The organism is Aliivibrio thorii, from assembly GCF_057368585.1.
Genome location: NZ_CM170655.1, coordinates 798,183 through 823,683, shown reverse-complemented (window position 1 = coordinate 823,683; position 25,501 = coordinate 798,183). Strand labels below are relative to the sequence as shown.

Below are 25,501 nucleotides of genomic sequence, written 5' to 3'. Positions count from 1 at the left end.
CTCTTAGAGAATGAGACGAGTGTTACATATCAAACTTAAGATTCACTGAAGATAAACTTATGGTTTACTGTTTTTTATTAGCTAAACAAATGAATACTAATAAAAGTGATTATTTAAACGCCATATTCATGGTGATGCCGATGAATTGATTTGAATTATCAAACTGACCATTCATACCGCTGTTATTAATCTCTGGTTCTCCATAATCAACGTAGCTGTAATAGGTATTAAAGGATATATCCTTACTCCATAGATAAGTCGCACCGATACTGTATCTATGCTGTATATCTACCGGTAAATCAGCACCTTGATCTTCAGGGTTATCCAATGGCGAACTCGCATAACCAATCCCTGATTCTACACGTAGTTTCGATGTTAGTTGATAACTAGCACCAATTGCTCCCGTCCATACATCATCAAAGTTTCGTTCTATTTGTGAAATGCGATTACCATCATTAATGGAAATTGTCGTGGAATCATTATCACTCCATTGCTCAAAGCCTAAGCTCCACACTAAGCTCAATGGATTAGTCAGTTGATGTAAACCTGATACTTCAATTTGACGAGGGTTAAGGACATTTAAACCCGCTTCGCCTGACATAGCTGATATGTTTTTATCTACTGAGTCGGGGATTGGCCCAGGGATAGGAACTGATACCGTCATCGCATTAGTACTAAATGATCCAGTGAGATCGTGATTCATACGAGAACGATAGGCAACACCCAGACGGTTGTTCTCATCGACTTGATACATAAACCCTAAGTTATAACCTAGTGTCCAACTATCAGTCTCTATATTACCTTGTTCATATAACAAGTTTTCTTCAAAAGTAGCATAGTCAATTTGTAAGCCACCACCAATCGATAGCTTGCTATTTATTTGATAAGAAACGCTAGGATTAAACTGAATGACCGATAATTTTAGATCATTCAAATTTAGAGATCCGGCATAAGAGGTTCCATAATCTAATGCGCTTCCTCCTTGCGCTGACACGCTCATTCCCAAATGAACATCATCGTTCAACTGATGAACATAATAAAGCGATCCGTAAGGCTGTATTCCTCCCGCATTATCACTACTTTTACTTGGATCGATATCATCATGATAATAAATACCCAAATCCATCACCGCAGCATTAACACTTAATGCATCACCATCAATATAACTCATACCTGCGTGGTTTGAATAAGCAACAGAAGCATTCTCAACCAACACTGCACTACCTGCTCCTGCCGTGCTTACTGTCATTTTACTCATTTCTTGCACTAAGGTTCCAGCCGTATTCGCCTGAAAAACAGCCAATAAATCAGAACCGAATAAAGTTAAAGAATAATACGTCTTCACAATTACCTCTTGTACCTAACAAACAAAAAAAGAGCACCTTAATCACAGATACTCTCTATTTAATAACGGGGGATTTATTGTCTAATCACTTGAGGAAGTTCATAAGTATTATCTAACACAGCTTGAGTTGGCTCATATAAGCGCATGTGTAGATAAAAATCATCTTTTGGCGCAGGTAACCAGTTACAGCTTGAATCCACAGGTTTACTGTTTTGAATACAGACGGTTAATGTGCCATCTTTATTATAAATAAGTTCTTCTTTACGATTGGTTGAGATAGAGTAGCGATCGATGCTGTTCGGTACCATAAATAGGTTTTTCGCATCATACATAGTTAAAGACCAAAAAGCTTTTGCCGGTGCATCGGCTGGCATCACCATACGATATTTATACTGACCAGACAGCTGTTGATCTTTTGAGTCTGTATAACGGTTTGGATATAGCGCTCGCTCTTTAGTATTTAAGCCTGCCGCTCGAAAGTTAATGCTCGCACGGCTTAAGAAATCATTTCCATATTTCCCCCCTTCATACATCATTGCCCAACCGTTATTTTTTGTTCCTAAATCACGACTGGCGTATTGAATGATTTGTGGCGCCGCATTTAATGCTCGCATTAATCCTTTTTTCTGATCTTCAGTTAGATCATCCGAATTAAATGGTTTATCTCCCCCAATACCAATGTATTTAAATTGATCCACAATTGGCGCGTCTGCTGCAATTGGGTTATTGCGCAATTCCTCATCAATTAAACTAAACCATGCCAAACCTTTGGGACGAGGCATTGGTGATATGCCTGTTTTTGCATGAGTTAACTTAACCGGTTTATGCTCTTGTCCCAGTTCAGATAAAGGATAATTAATAAATCCATCGTGAACATTAAGTGCTGCCGACAAGTCTTTATTTCCTGAAACCCCAGTTCGCTGAATGTACCAAACTAAAGGCGTTCTCGATTCAATAATGCCATCAATACCATCAGGAATTCCCCCTTCGATTCCTTTCCATCCTTTATTTACCAATAAGAATTTTCCGCCATCTTGCCCGACATTATCTTTTATTAAATTACCCACAGCTTCAGAATAATCATCTAATAATTGCACAATAAAATAGCGATCATTGGTTGGGGGGATCTCTATAACCAAAGGTCCTGTGTCATTCAAGTTAATATGAGATTGAGAGTACAAGGTATCATTGTTAACGGTTGGAACTACTCTATCTTCAGGCCCTGCGAGAGCCAGTGTCTTCCCCATCATGTTCAATGGTGCTGCTCCATTGTCCATTGGTGCATCTACATTCGTCGACGCGGCTCTAACTTGTGCTACCGTTAGTGGTCCAGCACCATAAATAAAGGCTTGCAGCCCTAAGGTATAAGCTAATTCTTCTTGAGGATTAATTGGCGTTAATTGTGCGAATACAGCTGTACTGCTTAATAAACTGCTCGTAATTATCGTTGCTATGAGTGCCTTTTTCATAGTAGAACCTCTATTTATAAATATAACTCCAGACTAGCGACTCTAAATAAAGAAGAACAATTGAAAGAATGAATAGCCTTTATTAAAAAATACAATTCGACTACATCTATATAATTGATTAAATTAATAGATATAAGTTATGACTCATCAGAAAGGTATCTAATCATGTCTGCATCGACTATTGAAGCAACCACTCCCTACAGTTTGTTTATTAAAGCTGAAAGTGCAAAATGTAATCTAGATTGCCACTACTGCTATTACTTAAAGAACGAAGATAAAAAAAAGCCGGGAATGGATGAAGATACCTTAAATAAAATGATCTCTAATCACATACAATCTCAGCCTCCACAAACTCCTGTTATCGATTTTATTTGGCATGGTGGAGAGCCAATGATGAGAGGGTTAGATTTTTATCAATCAGCCATTCAACTGCAACAACAGCAAGCTTCGAAAACACCGATTAAAAATACTATTCAAACTAATGGAACGTTAATTAATGATCGCTGGGCTTCTTTCTTTGCTAAGCATCATTTTATGGTAGGGATAAGTATTGATGGGCCACAGCTAATAAATGACATTGCACGTATAGACAAATCAGGGAACTCTTCATTTCAGCGAACCATGCGTGGTATGCAACACTTAAAAGATCACCATGTAGAGTTCAATACTCTAACGGTTATCAATAATAAAAGTTACAAGCATGGCAAAGCTATTTATCGATTTTTAAAAGACAATGGCAGCACATACTTGCAATTTCAGCCCTGTATTGATCATGAAATGGATCGTCGTTTTGATTACGATTGGACACTATCAGGTAAGCAATGGGGACAATTTCTGTGTGATGTATTTGATGAATGGGCAGCCAATGATATTGGTAAAACCTATGTGCAATTTTTTGAAAACTGCTTAATGATTTTAATGGGCCATCAAAGCCAAATCTGCCACCATGCGGATACTTGTGGCCAACAATTAATGATGGAGTCCAACGGTGAAGTCTTTAGCTGTGATCACTACGGTTATGATGATTTTAAAATCGGTAACATTCATCATGACAACGCTTCTTTAGCACAAATGGCAAGCTCTAATGAGCAGATTAAATTTGGACAAGATAAATATGAGTCCCTAAGTCAAAAATGCCAACATTGTGATTTTAAACCGTTGTGTAATGGCGGTTGTCCAAAAAACCGAGTTAGCAAAACCAATAGCGGTGAAGATCATAATGTATTATGTGAAGGCTATGAAATGTTCTTTAAACACGCCCTGCCTGTAATGTTAAAAATGGTTGATGCGATGAAACAAGGCTATTCACCAGTCCATTACCCTATGTTTTAAAAATATCACGCTAATTGATTAAAAAATAACACTTAACTTATTTATCACCCATACTAATAAGTACGACCTCACTTATGGATGGGTGCTGAATGAGAACAAAAAAACAATTTGGAATTTGCTTACTACTGTTGCTACCCACATTAGTGTGGATTGTCACATCGAGTTTTACACATACTTGGTGGATTGAAAATATCACGGGGATTCCTAGCATTATCACTGGAGCTTATTGCTTCTCTTTCGTTGCTCTATTACTTTGTCGTTATTACCTTTATTCATTCTTTTGTTTATTACTTGCCACCTTGTGGTTATATCAAACGCCATCACAGCAATACACAACAGTATCCTGCCCTGACCCTTTAAAAGTCGTTCAATATAACCTGTATTATACGAATCCAGATCTTACGCCTTTTTTACACTATTTAATTAAAACAGATATAGACTTAGTTGTACTTCAAGAAACATCCCCTTGGCATGGGGAAAGGTTTATGGAATTGATTGATGAGTATCCCTATCAATTTGGTGGAGCCCCTAGGTTAGGCTATCCAAGTGGACAAATGATTATAAGCAAGCAGCCCTTGAATTTACGAGCACAGAATACGCCAGCGGGTCATTATATGATTAGTGGTATATGGCAAAGCAGTGAAGAAAGACTTGTTAGTTTATACACAGCACATCCTCCCTCGCCTAGAACAAAACAGTTATGGCACGAAAGAAACGCACTCATCGGAAGTTTAGAGCGATTAGCTGATTACTCCCCTTATGCTGACACACTGATTATTGGGGATTTTAACTTATCAGCCAACACTAAACGTTTTGCCTCGATTTATAAGAATTACCAAACAGCCCCAATACAAAGCTGGCCACGTGAAATAAAAGGAATTGCAATCCCCTCTTTCACACGGATTGCAATTGACCACCTTTGGATAAAAAATACCGAATCACCCTCACTGTTTATTTGTAAACGCGAAGTATTACCTCAATTTTCAGGATCCGATCATAGTGCTGTAGTGACGTATTTATCTAAACGGCAATAAAGCCATTATTTTAAATTGATATATCACTAATATATTGGACTACAACGTCTTTTACATAAGATTGGCAGTATTTCGCTGTGTTCGGATTATAATGACCACCGTTAGTTGCGTTATTCGATAAAATACGAATAGCTAAAAAAGGAACCTTATAAGCCTCACTAATTTGAGCAGCCGATGCACTTTCCATCTCTTCAGTACTTGTCCCAAAGTTTGTATGAAACCAATTAATACGATCTAATTCATTGTTCCAAAAATTTGCAGAACCAATCGTACCCTCTACAACTTTACCTTTGTTATATTTAACCTTATGCGCTGAAGCAATAAGCTCACTGCTCCCTTCGTAATAACGAATTTTATTGGCATCGTCACCACCAGCACTACCACTAGAAGCCATAATATCCATTGGTATCCAAGTAAGTGAATTTGATCCTTTTCCTTCCTGTGATTTAGGGGCTTTTAAGTTTCCAATATTAACAGTGCGCTTACCTAAAACGATATCAGCAACATTTAAGGTTTTATCATGCCCTCCTGATGTTCCCTGATTAATAATCGCGATTGGATTGTAGCGCTCTATAGCAATAGCAGTTGCCGCCGCAGTATTTTCAAGCCCCTTTCCTGTTTGACTAACGATTACAGGGTAACCATTTAGTGTCCCTTTATAAAACACAAACAAACCAGTCTTCTCAATAACAACATTATCTAATAATGCGGCAAAATGTTGAGCTTCAATAGGCATAGGTCCTTGAATAATAATTGGTTGTGACGGTGATTGAGAGTTCCCCTTCACTATTACACTTTTCATTTCAGCCATAGAAAAAAAACTCACTGACAACATAAAAAATAAAAGAAAAATAGTCTTAATAGAACGCATATAAACTCCATTATTGATAAAATAAATTTGCACGCACTATATACTCTTCCCATGTGATAAAGTCAGAGTAAAGCAAACGTTTGCTTTATTTTTCAAATAAACGACACTTCATGATTATATCGTTAAAGTTTTTTTAACTCTATATATTGAATTATTAAACTTACTAAACCAAAGAAAAATGCTATCGTTCTCTTTCCTGTGTCCAAGAATAATAAACATGACTTTTAATAAACAACACTTACAGCATTACTTCCCTTTTTATATTGCTGCCTTATTCACATTAACCCCTTGGGTTAACTCACCTACGGCTTTAGTCATGGGTTTCGCTTTAGCGAGTTTCGGTTTTGTTCCAACCAACTTTTCTCTCGGCAAAGTGACTAAAAAATTACTCGCCTATTCTATTGTGGGGCTAGGTTTTGGGATCCAACTAAACGAAGCCATTGAAGCAACCTCAAATGGTATTGGCATTATTTTATCAACCATTTTTGGTACGTTGGTACTTGGTTGGTTACTAGCAAGACAGATGAAATTGGATAAAGTAACCGGTCATTTAATCGCTTCCGGTACGGCTATTTGTGGTGGAAGTGCTATCGCTGCAGTTGCTCCCGCAATAAATGCTGATGAAGAAGCAACAGGCTTAGCCTTAGCTACCGTATTTGTCTTAAACTCTATTGCACTATTTATCTTCCCTGTCATTGGGCATGCGTTAGAGCTGAGTCAACACGCCTTTGGGACTTGGGCTGCAATTGCGATTCACGATACCTCATCCGTTGTAGGCGCCGCTTCAGCTTATGGTGAAGAAGCGTTAAAAACAGCAACGACACTTAAGCTAGCTCGTGCATTATGGATTGTTCCTGTTGCCTTTATTAGCGCTCTACTCTTCCGTAGTAATAGTAAAAAAGTCACCATTCCTTATTTTATTCTCTTTTACTGCTTAGCGATTTTAATCAACGATAACTTGCCACAATTCCAAATGGTTTATAACAGTATTTTTGATATATCAAAAAAGCTATTAGTCTTGTGTCTCTTTTTTATTGGTTGCGGTATCTCTATTGAAAAAATCAAATCAGCAGGAGCTAAACCTTTAATCTTCGGTGTGCTTCTTTGGGTCGTTATCTCTACTACGTCTTTGCTCTATATCATAAATTATATTCAATAAAAGACTTATAGAATGACTACCTGTAGTTATGGAATCCTATTTCCAATAAATGAGTACATACTATGCTACCTCACTAGCCCATAGTAACAAAATAGTTAATAAGCATTAAAGGTAGCCATGATGTTTCCTTATTCAAAATCCCCTGACATAAAAAAAATCCAAAAAGGATTACTACAGTTTTTTATTCAATGCCTTGTTGTTGCTGTTGCCTACTTAGTCATTCGTACTGATATTATCTTTTTAAAAGATGGACTTAGTGAGAACTCGCTAACCGAGTATTATCAGCAGATTTTACTCCTTATTGTTATTTTTTCTTTTAGTTACATAGCGATAATTAATAAAGAAGTACGTTCTTTTTCAATACTTATCATTGGTTTTTTTAGCTGCATGTGCATAAGAGAGAGTGATGGTGTGTTTGACAAGGTTTACCATGGCTTTTGGCTCGTTCCAGCCCTAATCGTTACTTTTACATGCATTTACTTCGCATTAAAAGATAAGAAAGGTCTTCTATCTACCGCGGCTAAATTTTTCGATAGTCGCTATTTTTACACCTTAAGTTGCGCCTTAGTTATTGTACTGGTGTTTTCTCGATTAGTGGGGATGAATTATTTATGGCAGACATTACTTGATGATAGCTACATACGCACAATAAAAAACCTAGCAGAAGAAGGAACTGAACTACTAGGTTATTCTTTGCTTGCTTATAGCGCGCTAGGTTTTGGTATTGAAGTACATCGCCTTAATAAAAATTCATAATTTCGTCTAGCTAACGACACTTGTCGTTAGCTAATTATTCACTCAGTGCCTCTGCTTTCATCGCAAAATAGCGGATCATTTTAATAAGATCTGACTTACTTATTTCTTGTAACGTTAATGCAACTTCTACGTCTTTTTTTATCGTCTTGAGCAACACTTGTTTTCTCAAACTTTCACTTTGCATACTGAACTCCGAACACTAACATGCTCATTTAACGACTAGAATGTGCTCTAAATATAAAAAGTACTAAATACAATTTATGTAGGACATACCCTAAAAATGAATAATGTAAGTTTATAGCTTTAACGAAATATTCCAATAGCATATTGAAATACTAATCAATTCAATATGCTAAAGCCATCCATAGTTCCCTTAGCTTTAAATACAAATCACTCACCTTACCCGAGTTTTTAGTATTTTCTTCCATTCGTTGGTAATGAGAAATCGTTTTTTGCAAATATTCTTGATGATCTACCTCTGATAAATTCCACATTTCAGAACCGATATTACTCAAAGGAACAATAGCTTGATTACTGACATGAATAATTTCATAAAAGCGTTTATTCTCTTTAACTAACGTTTCTGACACTAAACCAAAGCCCATATCAATTAACTCAGTTCTCACTTTATAATGGTGTAATACAGGGCACAAGATAAATTCTAATTCAATACCTTGATTACGTGTCTGGATGGCACGAACCAATTCAATTAATAAATCCCCTCCTACACCAGCAATAATAATTAGATTCTTTTTATCTGGGACGAGAGGCAGTTGAGCCACGTCCATGCAGTGTACTTGCCACTGAGAGCTGACTTTTAAGGCGTGCTTTTGCAGTTGAGACTCTAATTCAACCATCAACTCATCGACGACATCGACAAAATGGATCAGACTTTTTGGCTGCGAAGCCAATAAAGCAATGCCTAACTGACCATGATCACAACAGCAATCCCAAATATGATCATAGTGATCGGTAACTTTATTTTTTATGGTATCTAACCGAGAACTTAACTTCATTAGCCTGTATCAGTAGTAAAAATCAGCGACAGTATATAGTATTTTTTTCATAAAATTCAGGTAAGCTAGCTAATAGTATTTTTAATCCAATGGTAACTATGATGTATAAATTAATCGCACTGGATATGGATGGCACTCTGCTTAATTCAGATAAACAAATCTCAGTTGAAAACAAAGCAGCGATTGCTGCAGCTCGTGAAAAAGGCGTTGTGGTTGTATTAGCTTCTGGACGCCCCCTAAATGGCATGAAACCACAACTCGAAGAGTTAGGCATGACAACAGAGAACGATTACGTTCTTAGTTACAATGCCTCACTCGTTCAAAAAGTGAAAAGCGAAGAAGTTATCCGTAGCCAAATAATTACCGGTACTGACGCAAAAATTCTTGCTAAATTAGCGAAAAAACTCGGAGTTCACATTCACGCCTTCTCTCAAGAAAAAGGTCTAATCACCCCTGCATCAAGTCATTATACTGAGCATGAATCTACAATCACTGGCATGCCAATCACTGTGATTGATTTTGAAGAGCTATCAGATGATGAACAAATAATGAAAGCGATGATGATTGATGAGCCTAAGCTACTTTCTGCTGCTATCAAACAATTACCTTCCGATTTATATGAGCAATTTACGATAGTACAAAGCGCTCCCTTCTTCTTAGAATTTTTAAATCCAAACAGTAATAAAGGCGTAGGTATAAAAGCATTAGCAGACCACCTTTGTATTACTGCCGATGAAGTTATTTGCATGGGCGATGCAGGCAATGACTGGCATATGATCCAATACGCAGGTCTTGGTGTTGCTATGGAAAATGCCACTGATGATATCAAAGAGATCGCTAACCACATTACCGTAAGTAATAACGAACATGGTGTAGCAAAAGTCATCGAAGAGTTTATATTAAACGTTTAATTATAAACGAACAGACTAATAACAAAATAAACCCCAGTATAAATTACACATACTGGGGTTTTTAATTACTACAAATATCTTGTATTACATCATGAGACTACGCTTCTGATTCAAGCAATTTTTCTTCTTGATCATCACCGTTGTTTTTATTTTTCAGAGAGATAAGGATCAATGAACATATCATACCAAGTACCGCAACAGTTAAACCAATACCAAAGATCATCTGATATGCCTGAATCGCAGGGTAAGTATCAATAATCCAACCGTTTAATGCGTACGCCCAGAACACTGATGCATAAGCAGCAAATGAACCAACACTCATTGCAGAACCACTGTAGTCCTTTGGTACACCCGCTTCAGCGACTGGTGCTAAGATAATTCCTTTAGCTAAGAAGATACTGAATGAGAAACACATTAGTAGCACCATGTTCATCATTAGCATGCCCTCACTTTTAGGTAATGCAATCGTCACACCTAAACAAACAGCGGTTAAACCCAAGGCAAAGAACATCATCTTAATGGAAGATTTAAACACGAAATCAGCAATAGATCCTGCAACTAGACCAGCGACAACACCCATTGCACCTGTATTAATAATACCAAAAATAGCCGCTTGTGCTGTTGATAAACCAAATACAGCTTGCAGGTAAGGTACTGTATAAATTAGCGTAATATAAATCCAATATACCGTTAGAGAAGTAATCGCAGCTAGCCATACTGTTGGCATTTTTAGTACATGAACCAAACCTTTTAGTGCTTCTTTGTTTTTGCTCTCACCTTGCTTAATTTCCATGTGATTATCTGGTACAAATTTCCATACACAAAAGATCATCGGAAGGATAAGTAACGTATAGAAAACAATTGCGCCTTGGAACACAAGGATTGAACCGCCAACCAACGCCATAATACCAACGATAACGGCATTCATACTCATTTCAGCAGCACGACGCACTGACTCTAGTAATCCAAAAGCCATGCCTTTGTTTTTATCGCCAGACATTAAGGTCACACCATTAACAACTGATGGCCAGAAAGCTGCATCTACTAGCCCCCAAATACCGGCAATCACAACCAAAACACTAAATCCAGGTTCTAAGAAAATGATCGTCATCATACTTAAGAAACGTATCGTTAGGCTGGTAATTAAAATGGATTTTACTGAGAAACGGTTATTGACCCAACCTGCTGGTATATAGAAGAACATTGCAGAGCCAATCAGAGTAAACAAAATCCCCATTTGAGTGTTGTCTATTTGTAGAACTTCTAAAAGTAAATTATAAAATGTACCTTTAAATGCCTCAAAAGCAGAATAAATGATTTGTCCAGACATGACGACAGAGAAGAAACCAAACAGCTGGTTTCGACTCGTAAAGCCTATTTTTTCAAACAAGTTCATAGTGGTAATCCTTTCACGTTATTGTTTTAATTATTATATTAAGCTTTATATTTCGACGGGAATTTATGAGCAATATCAGTACAGATACCATCAACCCCCCAATTAAATAACTCGTTTGCACGAGCCAAATCATTTACTGTCCACACATTTACTTTAATGCCTGAAGCTTTAAATTTATTTACCATTTCACGAGTTAGCCCTTTTTCTTCAGGGTGAATATAATCAGCTTGGCACCATTCAATGATGGAATTCCAGTCATCCCATAGGTTATGACTTTCAAACAAACAAGCGACTTTACTTTCAGGGCTTTTACGTTTGAATTCAGACAATACTAAGTGGTTAAAGCTTGAAATAATAAGCTCACGTTCAGGGTTTAACTCTTTAAGTGCCGTGATCAAATTATCGATCAGTAGATGACTCAACTTAGCACTTGCCGAGCACGATTTAATTTCAATATTCAAATTTAATTCTTTTTCGTTCGCTAGTTTGATTAATTGTTGAACAGTTGGTAAACGCTCATCAATATAATCATCACTAAACCAACTTCCAGCATCAATAGAGTTCAAATCGGCGTAACTAATATCACATAAGCGACCGCTTTTATCTGTACAACGATCTAACGTATCGTCATGAGAAATAATCACCGTGCCATCTTGTAGAATATCTACATCACATTCAAACCATTGAACACCATGGTCTTTACATAATGAGAAAGCAGAAAGCGTATTTTCGGGAGCCAGAGAAGACATGCCACGATGAGCTATTAATGTTTTCATTGTTAACCTATTTTACGTGTTAGAAGATGTGGAGGATGATAACGCTTAGATCATTTCATAAATGTGACAAGAATGGATTAAATGAGCATTCGAGCGCTCGAATAAGAACTTATTTCGTTTTTTGCCTATGGGTTAACAATATTAATATCATTAGTATTAATTTACGTCCCATTAACTCGCCTAAAAATCAAGCAAACTATAATTAGCGAGTTTTATTTATATACCAAACACAGCACTTACATTACTTCGTTAAGATAGCATGCGATTAATTATAGTTAAGGCATTATCAAAGTCATACGCTTTCAATGCCTTAATCAGTCGCTGATTATCACAATCGATATCCTCTTGCTCAGTGAAAAACTGCGTTGCTAAATCTAAAGCGGTACTATCATAGTCTTCTATTTTTATTTTTAACTCACGTAATTCTTTTTCACCTATCGTGGAATGCTTTTTTAAATTCTCATCTGTGGTTAACAACGATAATTGCTCAAAGAACAATAGGAACTCAGCTTCACTCTCCGTAAGAAGCTCTGCAATGTCCTCTTTACTATTGTAAGTGGCACTTGATTCAATTTGTTGCAAGTGTGCAGCAAGCTTACGGCCCCCTAAATTCGCAGTTATACTTTTTAATGTGTGTGCAGTACGCTCAAGCAATACCATATCACTTTGTTTCAAGGCATCCTGAAGATCACCTAACATGACTCCTGCCGTTTCCATATAACGTTTAATTAAGCGTTGTAATAAATCAGCGTCATTATTGCTGTATAGCATGGCATCATCTTGAGAGAATGTAGATTTATGATAAGACGGTTCGCGATCTGAAGGCATTGAAACAACAGATATTTCTACTGGATGCTCATCAAAAGCATTAGCGATATGTACAGCTAATTTATCAAAAATAATTGGTTTTTCAATAAAACTAATAAAGCCACATAACATTGCTTTGTATTTTATTTCCGGAAGAACATTCGCAGAAAGAGCAATAATAGGCGTTGTAATATGTCTTCTACGGATCTCTTCTGACGCCTTATATCCATCCATAACAGGCATTTGAAGATCCATTAGGATCAAAGTATAAGTATAATTATCAACATACTCCAATGCCTCTTCACCATGATTTGCAATATCAACACGTAAATTCAACTTTGTTAACATCGCCATCGCAACTTCTTGGTTAAGCTCATTATCTTCCACTAATAAAACTCTTTGTCCTCCAAATACAATAACTGCCTTGTTTCCATCATCATTATTTTTCGATTCTATTTGTTTTAAGCTATTAGGTAGCGTTAAAACAAAATAAAACTCACTGCCTTTACCTAAATCGCTTTCCACCTTAATGTCTCCTCCCATTGAGGTGACCAAATTTTGACTGATATTTAAACCTAGCCCCGTCCCACCAAATCGCCTTGTTGTTGAACTATCTGCTTGAGAAAAAGCAGTAAATAAACCCGCAATTTGTAGAGGAGTCATCCCTATTCCAGAATCAATAATTCGAACTGAAAACGTAGTCTCGCAATCTGTCAGCTTAATTGCTGAAAGGTAAATAATGACTTTGCCTTCTGGGGTAAATTTAACCGCGTTCCCCGCTAAGTTTAAAATGACTTGATATAACCTTAAAGGATCTCCTATTAACGTTATACTCAGAGCTTCGTCTAATATTATCTCAAGTACCAATCCTTTCTCTTGCGCCTTAATAGATAAGATATTATTTACGTCATCTAGCGTATCTGATAATAAAAAAGGGATGGATTCTAATTCTAATTGACCAGCTTCAATTTTTGATAAATCTAGAATATCATTAATAATCAACAGTAAAGATTCAGCCGAACGATGAACTTTCCTAATATAGTTAGCAACAATAGGTTTCTCTACCTCCTGTAAAGCGAGATAAGACATACCTAAAATGGCGTTCATTGGCGTTCGTATTTCATGGCTCATATTCGCGAGAAAATCAGATTTTGCCTTACTGGCATCATCTGCTGTTTTCTTTGCAATTTCGAGTTGAATATTTAACTTTCTTAACTTTCGACTCCAAATAAAAATCGCAATAAGAATAAGGGAAGAAGAAAAACCAATAGTATATACTAATTCATAATCTATTTTTTCAATTAACTTTGGGGCACTCCATTTAAGTAAAATACGTTTTTTTTCTTGTTCCGAAATTGAGCTAACCACATTATTAATAATCGAATACAATTCAGGTTCAGAATCTAACACATGGAATGTAGGACTTATTTTTTGCTCAAGGCGGCCTACAAGATCAATATTTTGATACTCATTAGTTGAAATCAAATAATTCAGAACATGAACCGTATCAATAATACCCATAATTTCTTCATTATTAACAAGTTTAAGCCCCTCTTCTGTATTATCAACTAGAACCCAATTAATATTTTTGTATCTTTTCAATATTTCTGGAGTATTTGCTCCATTACGTAATATTCCTATCGTCCAATTCGTAATATCACTTAACTCCACACTATGAACGTCAAGATTAGAGGCCAAAGCAAGTTTATTTGAAAAAAGAGGCTCTACTGGATGATAAGAGTAACTTAATGTATTGTTTTCTACTGCTGCTGAAACTAACTCAACTTCCTCTTGAGAAATAAGATCTTTTGTTTCAGACCAACTACCCACTACTTTAGGGATAATTTTAAGACCTGTTTTATTTTGAATTAATTGCAAAAAATCATTAATGATACCAATATAATTTTTTTTACTATCAATAAACTCATAAGGCATAGCTGAAGGGTCTATGCCTATAAATACTTGTTTTTTATTTTTGATCCACTTCAACTCCTTCGGAGATAAATCTAATAACTGTCCGTGAAAACCATTATCTTTATATAATTTTGAAATATAAGAAAAAAGCTGAGGAGGTAAGTATTCAAATAATTGCAGGGATGGCATATAAATATACCCTTTTCTTATTTTATTTCCATAATAATAATACTTAACCTTTCCAACTTTTGAGGTCCTTATCTGAGAGCGATAATTAGCCGCCAATTCAACATATGAATAGTTCAACTCCTCTTTATTACCATCATATTGATGATAAAAATTAAATACCTTAATTGGCTCTATGGATGTTTCAGTAAATATTTCTATTTTTTTAAGAGCTTCTCTAATATCAAAGATGGCAACAATACCTTCAAATTTTTCAATATCATCATGAACTAATAAATAAGCCGCAATTTGAGATAAAATATCTGCTTTTTTCAAAGCATTGGTATAGTCTGCATAAACTCGCTCATTAATAAAATCCTCATAATGGTCATCATCCTGACGAAGATGAGAAAGTGCTGCATTAAATCTATCTCTGATTTCTTCGTTATTAAATTCAACATAAATTGGAGATATATATGAAATATTACGATGAACATGTATATCTGATAAGGTCATGCCTAATTGACTTGATATGTACCACTCTAAAACTCGTCGTTCAATAACTAATATATCAATAGTTTTATCTTCTAAATCCAAAAAGGCATCAGAAAGGTTAGAATAAACCTTATTTTCTTTTGATTTTAATGACTTATTTATCTCTAATAAAGCCAAACGACTTGGAGAGCTCCCTTCTTGTAATAAGGAACCTACGATAAGATCTTTTCGATTCTTACTAAGATCTATTTTATTAGATACATAACTAACAGGAATATATTCTAATTCAATTAATGACTCGCTATAAAAGTGGTCAAGTGACTGCTTACTTGTAATTCCCGAAATAAATGCGATATTAGATTGAGTGGTAAGAATATTCTGCCGAACTGAAAGAGGTAAACGTGATACGTCACCAACTTTATAACCCATATCATTTAACAATTGTTGAATCAAACTAAACTCAAGCCCTACAGATGGACTTTCTGCATACATATATGGTGGGCTCCCATACCCAAAAATACCAGACAAAGGCACTCGATGTTTGCTATGACTAAAATACTCTTTAAATATATGATTTTTTTTATCATCTTCTAAGTTAGTAAGCATTTTATTTATAAGAGAGAGCAATATAGGCTTACTCTTAACAACTAGCATAGATGCTTCGGAATTCTGCCATCGGGCTACAACACTATTTACTTTAAATTCATCATTTAGATAATAGCGCTGAGCAATATCCATTCCTGAAATAGGCTCGGTATAGACGGTATCTACTTCCCCTTCCTTTAGGGCTTTCAATGCTTCTAACTGAGTAGGATAGTAATGAAAAAAATGAGTATTTGGTGTTTTCCAATCAGGTTTGCTTTCACCTCTAATCAAAGCGATTTTAAGATTAAGTATCTGATCTATCCTATTAAAACTAGCTCTTTGAGATAACGTAATCAAAGAATGTTGAAAAGGAAGATACGATATACTGCTATTTACATCTAACCATTGAGCTTGGTCGCCTCGACCAAATAAATAAACATCCCCTAAATTATTTAATAATGCTTTATTAGCTTCTTCACGTGTATTAACTCTAAGGAATCGTATATTTAAATCATAAGAAATACGTAGAAGTTCAGCATATTCTTTTATTATCCCTTTTAATTTATGAGCATTATCAAAATAGGAATAAGGATAATTATCTGATAATACGACAATAGTAATGGTAGGATTATACTCAAGCCATTTATTTTCACTGTCGGTTAAATAAATTTTACTTTCAGACAAAGAATTAAAACTTATTAGAATAAATAAAAAAATAATTACCCTAGCCATACCTATTCCCTTAATCTCTAAACTTTTGTTGATATTCTATAATTAGAGGTAAGTTAACGAGAAACAAATCAACGAGTTCAGGATCAAAATGTTTTCCTTTCTCATCTTTCAAAAGTCCCACTGCTTTTTCAATGCTCCATGCTTTTTTATAAGGTCTCTCGGATATTAATGCATCAAAAACATCAGCAATAGTAGATATTCTCCCGACTAAAGGGATATTACGTCCAGCAGTTCCTCGTGGATATCCTGAACCATCCCATTTCTCATGATGATTTTTTGCGACATCAATTGCCATTTGCATTAACAGTGAAGTGCTTTCTTTACCTAGGATCTCAACGCCAATATCCACATGCAGCTTCATCACCTCAAATTCTTCGACAGTTAACCTACCCGGTTTTAACAAAATTGAATCTGGGATCCCAATTTTTCCTACATCATGCATTGGCGCTGCACTTCTTAATCTTTCAGACTCTTCCTCACTCAATCCAAAAGCTTTTGCTAGTACATAACAAGAATATCCCATTCTTTTTACGTGCATTCCTGTCTCGTTATCTTTGTATTCGGCGGCACGACCCAGGCTAGATAATGTTTCAAGTTGCCCTCGATTAATTTCTTTTGTTTGTTCTTTCACTTTATAGTAAAGAGATCGCTGTTGATTATATAAACTCAGTTGAGTTTTAACGCGTTGTAATGTTACCGCAGGTGTAATAGGTTTTGAGATATAGTCAACCGCACCACATTCTAGCCCTCTTAACTCATCTTGGGATGATATTTTTGAAGTAACAAAAATAACAGGAATATGACGAGTTTGAGGTTGAGATTTTAATACCTTACATACTTGATAACCATCCATCGCTGGCATCATGATATCCAATAAGATCAATTCTGGTTGTGGCTTTTTCTCTGCAAGCTTAATCGCGAGCGGACCATTAATAGCAACTCTTACTTGATAGTTTGAACCTAGAATCCCTGTCAGTACATCAACATTATCGGGACTGTCATCAACAACAAGTATAATTGGTTTATCTTCCATAATTCTCCAAAAAATATTGCCCTAGCTATTAATTAAATATAGAAGACATATCAGTGATAATCATTAATTTCTTTCATGTTTATTACCCTTTGAGCAACATTCAGAACCAGTATTTATTTGAAATATACATCCGATAAATATTATCTGGCACAAAATGGTAAGTATTTTTCTGTAACGAAAAGCATAATAGTGCCAAGAAAACACATCACTGATTACTTACTTTTTGGGTCTCAATTATGAAAAAAACATTTATTAAAACTGCAGGCATTATTATTCTATCGACAACATTAACAGGTTGTATTGGTAGCAACGCAGTAACAGGGAAAGTAATGAAATTCAATGTTGAGGTGGTTGATAACCGCTATGCCTGGGGTAAATTTACTTCTTGCACCAGTTTACGGAATTACGACTGCGGTTGATTATGTTGTATTTAACTCATTAGAATTTTGGACAGGTAAAAATCCAATCTCTGGTAGTCCACATATTTTTGATTCAAAAACAGACACTCATTTTAAAGTAAATGATGAATTAGACCCATCATTGCGTAATGCGCCTATTGACCCATTGGTAAACCAAAGAACTATTTCTACTGGTGAAATGAAAAAGATTGACAATAATACCATTCAAATGAACATCACCTATAACACAGGAGAAACAGGAATTTTGCGAGGGATACGTGATGGTAAAAATGTAAATTACTATATTGATGGGGAGCTTATTTCTCAAACAACTATCGCCCGATTAGAATATCTACAAGAGAGTTAAGACTGATAATTTAAAGTGAAAAAGTCACCCTTATATTGGGTGACTTGATATTACTTACAGTACAGAAATACCGGATTAATGCTAAATTTTAAAAAAGGAAAGGATATCTTTTTGCCTTATCGATAATTCCGACAATTCCTCACTTGCTTTCGCACTTTGATAAATACCACTCACATTTTGAGTCACTAATTCAGAGGCAATATTGATATTTTGTGCAATTTCATTCGTCACACTCGATTGCTCTTCTGATGCTGCAGCAACCAATGTATTCATGTCTGAAATGTCAGTAACAGAACTCGCAATTCCCGTAAATGCACTTGCAACCTTCTCTGCAACCACTTGTGACTCGATCAGTAATTGAGCATTCGATCTCATATAGATATCAGCTTTATCTGATTGCTCTTGCAACTTAGCTATAATCTCTTGAATATCAACCGTAGATTGTTGTGTCTTTCCAGCTAAAGAACGAACCTCATCAGCAACAACAGCAAAGCCACGACCTTGTTCCCCTGCTCTTGCCGCTTCAATTGCCGCATTTAACGCTAATAAATTGGTTTGCTCAGAAATACTATTAATAACATCAATAACCCCACCAATTTCTGTTGAGTATTCTTTTAGTTGATTAACAATTACCACTGAATCTTCTACTGATGAGCTAATCTTAGCCGCTATTGCTGTAGAACTAGATAACGCTTCATGTCCTAAGGCTACATTACTCTGAGCAGCACTTGCAGCACCCTCAGCATTAGAAGCATTTATACTCACCTCAGAAGCGGTACTCGATAACTCGCTTACTGCCGTTGCTATCTGCTCTATTTGTGCAGTCTCTTGTTGAGCATTCACTTCAGATTCCGTCATCACAGAAGCAAGTTCAGTTGAAGCCGTCGAGACATTTTCAGATATCTGATGGCTACCTTCAATTACACGCTTTAACTCTTGTATCATAACAACCGCACTAGCATAAATCCCCGTATTCTTGCTAGATGAAGTTAACTCCATACTTAAATCACCCTGAGAAATACACTTGATAATATGTTCAATATGTTCTGGTTCTCCACCTAATGGCTTATATATATAATCCATAATTACCTTATAGATAATAGAAGAAAATAATGCAATAGACACCAAAGTGATCAACATAGAAATAAATAAGGTGTTATTACTTGGTTCAAGAATAACCTCATTATATTCAAATGATGCCACCATCCAATTTTGACTTTTTTCTACAGATGAAACGACATAAATAGTATCGTCCTGACTATAAGAATCGTAAGTCATTGTTCTATTAGTTGGTGATAAAACAGAATATTGAGGTCTCACATCATGCATGTTTTTACCGATATATTCTGACTTTTTTGATGATAAAATATAACCATCTTTTCTATATACATAAACTTGATTACTATGCGTTAACTCGCGAATAAAATCAGAAAAAATAGAAAGAGGAACGGATGCAGCAAGAACACCAACAATTTGGTTATTTCGTTTAACTGGTATAGCGAAAGAAAAAACTTGATCATTCTCAGTATCAGTATAAACATCAGTAATTACTTTATTTTCACCAGAAAAAACTCTTTTATACCATTCACTCGATTTACCATTGAAATTAGGAATTATACCTTTTCCATCAGAAGAAACCGTCAAACCAGTTTTATCTGCATAAAATATATTATCAAAAACACCCAACTCATTGTTAATATTAGATAATATATTTGATGTTCTATCAATATCAACCAATCTTCCACTAGAGTCAACATCAAGATAAATTGAATTTATTATATTAAAATACTCGGTTATTTTTGATGTTAAATTCGTTGAAATTAAATCTGTTTTCTCTGTCATTGTTCGATTGTAAGAAGAAAGACTTTCTTCTTTAAAATTGAAATATCCAAACCCTGATAATCCAAAGCAAACCACAACACTCATGCTTATAAAAATAAGCATTAACTTCCCTTTTAACGTTTTCATAAATAATTTAACATTTTCATTAATAAGTAAGTAAAGACTACCCAAACAAAAAGTAAATAACAATAAGGTCAATAAGAAATATAGAACAAATATAATAATAAAATAAAATAAAAGCCAAATTTAGCTATGATACCTATCAATAACAACAAATACATACAAAATCTGTATATGATTTTTAATTACTTATCGGCAGGATCAATAATTGCATAGGGAAGAATTTACTGAATAAGTTAGTCTATTTCATTATTTGTTTATTTAACCAAATATCTAACGCCACTTTACCAGATCCAGATAACATTAATGATATACTTGCTGCAAATAACGCTAAACCAAATTCATAACCGCCATTAGACATAAATAGACCATTAGACAAGTGTACGCTTACAATGGCAATTAACATTGTAAATGCAAGTACAAATGCTGAAGGGCGCGTTAATAAACCAAATAAGATAAATAAGCCACCAAAAAACTCAGCACTACCAGCCAAAAATGCCATTGCTATCCCAGGAGCCAAACCTATCGATTCAAAAAACTGACCAGTCCCTTCTAAGCCATAGCCACCAAACCATGCAAATAATTTTTGAGCACCATGAGCCATAAAAATGATACCAATAGGAATACGTAGAGCAAGTGTGCTAAAACCAGCATTAGATGATAATAATTGTGCTATTTTTTGTTTCATAATAATGTCCTAAAGCAAATATATTTATATGAGGTTTCCCCCCTAGTTGTGAGCTAGTATAAATATGTTACCCTCAAAGAAAATTGGAACAATTTGAGCAAGTAGTTCAATTTTTTTGAATACACAAAATAAGGATATACATGAATTCCCTCATTACCCTAGATGCTTTACGTGCCTTAGATGCTATTGACAGAAAAGGAAGCTTTGCAGCAGCTGCTGAATCATTATTTAAAGTTCCATCGGCCCTCACTTACACCATTAAAAAACTCGAAGAAGATCTTGATGTTGCTCTATTTGACCGCTCAAAACAAAAAGCAAATCTCACCCCAGCAGGTAAGCTAATCTTAGAGCAAGGTAGAGAGATTTTAATTGCGACGGATAAACTTGAATCAGCAGTGAAACAACTGACTTCTGGTTGGGAAAGAGAAATAAAAATAGTAAGGGATACGATTATGCCTCTTAATCCCCTCTTAGAGACCATTATTGGGTTTAATAAATTAGAACAAGAGACTGAGATAACCATTTCAGAAGAATCACTCAGTGGAGGCTGGGATGCTCTCCACAGCAACCGTGCCGATATTGCAATTGGCGTTTCTGACCACTTACCAAAAGGCGAATATCAAATAACCGAAATTGGACGCGTGGATTTTCTCTTTGCCGTTGCTAAACACCACCCATTAGCTTCATTAGAACGAATCATTGAAGCGGATGATTTACTTAAATACCCTTCAATTATTGTTTCTGATTCTGCACTTTTATTACCTACTCGAGATACAGGGTTATTTAAAAGTAAACAACGCATTCGTTTTCATACTATGCAAGCCAAAATACAGGCACAATTAGCTGGTGTCGGAACTGGATTTTTACCAAGGCATTTAATTCAACCTTACCTCAACTCTGGAGATTTAGTTGAAAAAAAATGTTCAGTTCCACGAGTAAATCCCCCGCTCTTTATTGGCTGGCATAAAAGCAATGATGGCAAAGCATGTGAGTGGTTTACAAGAGAATTAGCACTTAAGAAATGGTTGTAAATACTTCTTAATGTAACATCTTTATTACTACTTTTTACAATCCACTCGTCGTAATAAAAACAAACCACCTGTTTAGACATTCAGATAATAAGCCTTCTTCTCTCGGTACATATGCTCATCAGCAACGGTAAACATCTTAAATAGTTCCGTAGTATCCGAGCATGACCAGCCTAGGGAGTAATGAGCTTCATAGCTTGTCCCCTCTCTGTCAAAAAAAACTAAGCTCTTTTGGTGTAACTGTAACTTTTCAGCTAATGATGCACATTCTTTCCAAGTCATTCCTTTGGTCAAAAGAGCAAATTCATCTCCACCTATGCGATAAAATGTTTCATTTTTTGTTAATAACTCTGAGATATAGCGACTACTTACCCTGATCAACTCATCACCTAAATCATGTCCATGTTGGTCATTAACCGCTTTTAATCCATTCACGTCTAAGATGAACAATCCAAAATTCCACTCAGCTTCAGTGTCTCGATAACGCTTTTGATAGTGTGCTAAATCTTCATCAAACGCTTTCCTATTTCCACACTTTAATAAGCCATCACTTCTTGCTACATCCACTAACTCTAACCAAGACGACAGTTGCTTCACAAAAAGTTTAAATACTAACTGATGCTCCTCTAATTGAGGTGTAGATATAAAACGCAAGCTTGCAAGCAACTTATCCTTACTCGATAATATTTCAATTCCTGAGTACTCTCCTAGTGATCTAAACCTCAACTGCCAATCAATGTCAGGGAAAAGCTGTTGCAGCTGCTGCTCTACTTTATTTGGTAACTCGCGGTAACTTAGTGTCTTATATATTGAGCCAAATTCTATTACTGCTGCTAAGTTGTTCTTATTTTGCTCTTCTCTAAGTAACGCATCACTAAGTTGAGCAGTCTGTTTCGTTACTTGAACTTCTAACTCTTGGTTAAAACTAGAAAGCTTGTCATTATTTCGCTCTATTAACTCTTGAGATTTATTAAGTTCATCATTGGTATTTTTTAATTCTAGCAGTTGATTTTGAATCGTTATTCTCATTTTACTAAGCACTATTGCCATGCGATTGAATTCAGTAAATTGAAACTGTTTTTCTTTCGGTTCTTGATTTGATGCATAGCTAACAATCGTTTTCTCTATCTCAAGAAAAGCTTTTGATATCCAACGAGTAATCCCCATTGAGATAAAAAGAACCGTGACCAATGTCCACCCAATCACAGTAAACAATGCAACTAACGTTGATTTCATCTCTTTTAAACGAGAAAAATCTGAAAATTGATAAGCAATATCTAACTTTAATGGCGATGAAAAAAACGTATTATTTAACACAAACAAACGTTCAATGCTGTCACTGTCATCGATTTCAAAATTTATTTCTAGATTTTCGCCTACATGTTCTTTAACGCTAAAACTTTCATTTTTAAGTAGAAAGTGCTGGAAATGCTTTTCAATTGTATTAAATGAAATCAATACCACAACATAACCAGAAGCACGATAACGACCAGAACCTTCTAAGTTATAAGGTAGCATGGGAGTCACTAAAGCAACGCCGTTTGATGTAGGTATTCCTTTAATTAAATTAGGTTCTGTGTAAAATCTTGCTGTCGTTAATCCTTGTTCATAAATCGATTTATCTTCACTGATCTCTTGCAGTAATTTGCTGTTTTCAAAATAATATGAGCGTCCATTTAAGTCATATAATGGTTCCCACTCATCATTTAATATATAAACACTATTAATTAAGCTTGATAGTTCGCTAAAGCGCGTAAGGTTATGCATCACTACGCTAGAATATAGAATGTTATCAAGTGCTTGAATATTAAATCGATCACGCGATAACCAATTTAGGCTTTGTTGAATACGATCAAATTCAACCACGATCTCTTGAGCAATCGTTGATACCGCATTTTGTATTTGTTGTTCTTTTTGATTTAATAGTTTTTCACCAATACTGTTTGTCAAAAAATGGCTAATAAACAGCAGTGGGACTAATGTTGTAATCAACAAAACATAAGTAAATACTTTACGTAAACTTAAAAATGGACGACGGATCATTGCTCCTCCACTTTTTTCGAGAATCGATCAATTAAGTTTTCAATATATACCATAGTCTCTTCCTTAGGCATTCCATCTGAATGGCGAGATGCCCCTCTTGCTAGTGCTTCCCAAATAAATGAAACACGTAAGCTAGTAGGAATAGGTTGAGAGCGTAAATATTGTTGATATACAGAATACATCACCGCTTTCTTCGGCGACATTGAAGTATGATTCACTTTGGCGGAAGCTGAGATATATTGGTGTTCATTAATCAATTGAGTTAAGAATTGTTCATCTTGAGAAATCAACATTAATTGCTTAATCATTTCTCTTTTTTCTGGGTTTTGGTAACCGCCTTTTGTAATAGTTAAGATTCTCCCGCCTGATAATGATCTCATTGGAATACCTTGATAGCTCGGCAATGAAGTAATTCCAAGATTATCACCAAACGCTTCCGTTAAACTATTTACAGCCCAGTCTCCATCAATTAAATAAGATGCTTTACGCTCAATAAATTGCTGGCGTCCGCATACATTACTGCATTCAACGCCGATATTATTAAGTGCCGCCATATCATGATAAAATTGCAAGGTATCCATGCTTTTTTCATCATCAAAGATAATCTTATCGAACGAGGTCTCTGGATGAAATAAGCTAAAAAACGACGAAAAAAAGTACATGTCTTTCACACTAAAAACAATATGTGTTTTAGATGGTTCTTGTTGCGAGAGGGCTTGTAATTGCTCCCAGCTTGTTACTGGCTCTTTAATTTTGCTTTTATCATAAAAAAGCATTAGGTGATTACCAAGAAAAAGAGGTAAGCCCATATACTCATTACCCACCATTGCACTTTGCTTCGCTTCAGTTTCAAGTTGATCTTCTTTGACCCATTCTTTAGGAATTATCTTTAAACCTATAAACTTATGTAAACCTAAAAAATCTGAAGGAACCCATGCAACATCTGGCATGTAATTTTTTGAGCGTGATGCTAATAGCAATTCTGCTTTCATTTCATCAATAGAAAACTTACGGATCATCAATTGATTTCCCGTTCTTTTTTCGAATTCATCAGCAAGTTTTTTATCGACGTTATCTCCAAAAGCACTCCAAAATTCAAGTACTCCAGCTTCAGATGAGAACGAAACAATAAAAACAATTAATACGAGGAATTTACGCATGACAGTTAAATAATATCTATTTGAAATGAAAAGAGAGACACAAGCTTCCAATCTATGTC

18 protein-coding genes and 2 pseudogenes are annotated in these 25,501 nt (G+C 35.5%); 7 read left to right on the top strand and 13 right to left on the bottom strand.

The window, feature by feature from the left end:
• Positions 1-109: 109 nt before the first annotated feature.
• A complete protein-coding gene (locus AC2IP4_RS17770) occupies positions 110-1,345 on the bottom strand; it encodes an OmpP1/FadL family transporter (protein WP_486307351.1) in 1,236 nt (411 codons plus the stop codon).
• A 74-nt stretch (positions 1,346-1,419) separates the two neighbouring features.
• Positions 1,420-2,814 (bottom strand): DUF1254 domain-containing protein, encoded by a 1,395-nt coding sequence (locus tag AC2IP4_RS17765; RefSeq protein WP_486310782.1) that lies wholly within the window; start codon positions 2,812-2,814, stop codon positions 1,420-1,422.
• A 165-nt stretch (positions 2,815-2,979) separates the two neighbouring features.
• Here AC2IP4_RS17765 and AC2IP4_RS17760 point away from each other — a divergent pair, with 165 nt between their 5' ends.
• Both AC2IP4_RS17760 and AC2IP4_RS17755 read left to right on the top strand, forming a co-directional pair.
• Complete coding sequence (locus tag AC2IP4_RS17760) at positions 2,980-4,146, top strand: anaerobic sulfatase maturase (protein ID WP_375319857.1); 1,167 nt, start codon at positions 2,980-2,982, stop codon at positions 4,144-4,146.
• A gap of 89 nt (positions 4,147-4,235) precedes the next feature.
• Positions 4,236-5,180 (top strand): endonuclease/exonuclease/phosphatase family protein, encoded by a 945-nt coding sequence (locus AC2IP4_RS17755; protein ID WP_375319858.1) that lies wholly within the window; start codon positions 4,236-4,238, stop codon positions 5,178-5,180.
• 10 nt (positions 5,181-5,190) lie between these two features.
• On the opposite strand, the gene AC2IP4_RS17750 is transcribed toward AC2IP4_RS17755, so the two are convergent.
• On the bottom strand, positions 5,191-6,051 hold the full coding sequence (locus AC2IP4_RS17750; RefSeq protein ID WP_486310781.1) for a 5'-methylthioadenosine/S-adenosylhomocysteine nucleosidase: 861 nt from the start codon (positions 6,049-6,051) through the stop codon (positions 5,191-5,193).
• A gap of 217 nt (positions 6,052-6,268) precedes the next feature.
• On the opposite strand from AC2IP4_RS17750, the gene AC2IP4_RS17745 reads away from it, so the two are divergent.
• Positions 6,269-7,210, top strand: a complete 942-nt coding sequence (locus tag AC2IP4_RS17745) for a YeiH family protein (RefSeq protein WP_375319860.1) — start codon at positions 6,269-6,271, stop codon at positions 7,208-7,210.
• Positions 7,211-7,327: 117 nt separating this feature from the next.
• Positions 7,328-7,966 carry a hypothetical protein gene (locus AC2IP4_RS17740; protein WP_375319861.1) on the top strand — a complete coding sequence of 213 codons (639 nt, stop codon included), beginning with the start codon at positions 7,328-7,330 and terminating at the stop codon, positions 7,964-7,966.
• Between the two features lie 34 nt (positions 7,967-8,000).
• Here AC2IP4_RS17740 and AC2IP4_RS17735 read toward each other — a convergent pair whose 3' ends face one another.
• Positions 8,001-8,150: a hypothetical protein gene (locus tag AC2IP4_RS17735; RefSeq protein WP_181044638.1), complete on the bottom strand. Its 150-nt coding sequence runs from the start codon at positions 8,148-8,150 to the stop codon at positions 8,001-8,003.
• Positions 8,151-8,310: 160 nt separating this feature from the next.
• Entirely contained in the window at positions 8,311-8,982 is a 672-nt protein-coding gene (locus AC2IP4_RS17730; RefSeq protein WP_486307349.1) for a tRNA (adenine(22)-N(1))-methyltransferase, read from the bottom strand.
• Between the two features lie 101 nt (positions 8,983-9,083).
• On the opposite strand from AC2IP4_RS17730, the gene yidA reads away from it, so the two are divergent.
• Entirely contained in the window at positions 9,084-9,893 is an 810-nt protein-coding gene (yidA, locus tag AC2IP4_RS17725) for a sugar-phosphatase (protein WP_375320836.1), read from the top strand.
• 97 nt (positions 9,894-9,990) lie between these two features.
• Here yidA and AC2IP4_RS17720 read toward each other — a convergent pair whose 3' ends face one another.
• From AC2IP4_RS17720 to AC2IP4_RS17705, 4 genes are all read right to left on the bottom strand, one after another.
• Positions 9,991-11,289, bottom strand: coding sequence for an MFS transporter (locus tag AC2IP4_RS17720; protein WP_375319864.1), 1,299 nt, complete (start codon positions 11,287-11,289; stop codon positions 9,991-9,993).
• Positions 11,290-11,327: 38 nt separating this feature from the next.
• Complete coding sequence (locus AC2IP4_RS17715; protein WP_486307348.1) at positions 11,328-12,065, bottom strand: glycerophosphodiester phosphodiesterase family protein; 738 nt, start codon at positions 12,063-12,065, stop codon at positions 11,328-11,330.
• A gap of 249 nt (positions 12,066-12,314) precedes the next feature.
• Entirely contained in the window at positions 12,315-16,763 is a 4,449-nt protein-coding gene (locus AC2IP4_RS17710; RefSeq protein WP_486310780.1) for an ATP-binding protein, read from the bottom strand.
• Positions 16,764-16,773: 10 nt separating this feature from the next.
• Positions 16,774-17,796 carry an HD domain-containing phosphohydrolase gene (locus AC2IP4_RS17705; RefSeq protein ID WP_375319866.1) on the bottom strand — a complete coding sequence of 341 codons (1,023 nt, stop codon included), beginning with the start codon at positions 17,794-17,796 and terminating at the stop codon, positions 16,774-16,776.
• A gap of 236 nt (positions 17,797-18,032) precedes the next feature.
• Between AC2IP4_RS17705 and AC2IP4_RS17700 the strand changes: the two are divergent.
• Positions 18,033-18,561 (top strand): annotated as a pseudogene (locus AC2IP4_RS17700) (DUF3332 family protein).
• An 81-nt stretch (positions 18,562-18,642) separates the two neighbouring features.
• Here AC2IP4_RS17700 and AC2IP4_RS17695 read toward each other — a convergent pair.
• Together AC2IP4_RS17695 and AC2IP4_RS17690 are read right to left on the bottom strand one after the other, a co-directional pair.
• Positions 18,643-20,406, bottom strand: a pseudogene (locus AC2IP4_RS17695) (methyl-accepting chemotaxis protein); the annotation flags it as partial.
• A gap of 358 nt (positions 20,407-20,764) precedes the next feature.
• Entirely contained in the window at positions 20,765-21,211 is a 447-nt protein-coding gene (locus tag AC2IP4_RS17690) for a DoxX family protein (RefSeq protein ID WP_375319868.1), read from the bottom strand.
• A 140-nt stretch (positions 21,212-21,351) separates the two neighbouring features.
• Between AC2IP4_RS17690 and AC2IP4_RS17685 the strand changes: the two genes are divergently transcribed.
• The gene (locus AC2IP4_RS17685; protein WP_375319869.1) at positions 21,352-22,242 is read left to right on the top strand and encodes a LysR family transcriptional regulator; all 891 of its coding nucleotides are present in this window, start codon (positions 21,352-21,354) and stop codon (positions 22,240-22,242) included.
• 72 nt (positions 22,243-22,314) lie between these two features.
• Here the strand turns inward: AC2IP4_RS17685 and AC2IP4_RS17680 are convergent, their stop codons facing one another.
• The gene (locus AC2IP4_RS17680) at positions 22,315-24,282 is read right to left on the bottom strand and encodes a GGDEF domain-containing protein (protein ID WP_375319870.1); all 1,968 of its coding nucleotides are present in this window, start codon (positions 24,280-24,282) and stop codon (positions 22,315-22,317) included.
• Complete coding sequence (locus AC2IP4_RS17675; protein ID WP_486307346.1) at positions 24,279-25,442, bottom strand: sugar ABC transporter substrate-binding protein; 1,164 nt, start codon at positions 25,440-25,442, stop codon at positions 24,279-24,281. Before AC2IP4_RS17675 ends, AC2IP4_RS17680 begins: the two co-directional genes overlap by 4 nt.
• Positions 25,443-25,501: the final 59 nt, after the last annotated feature.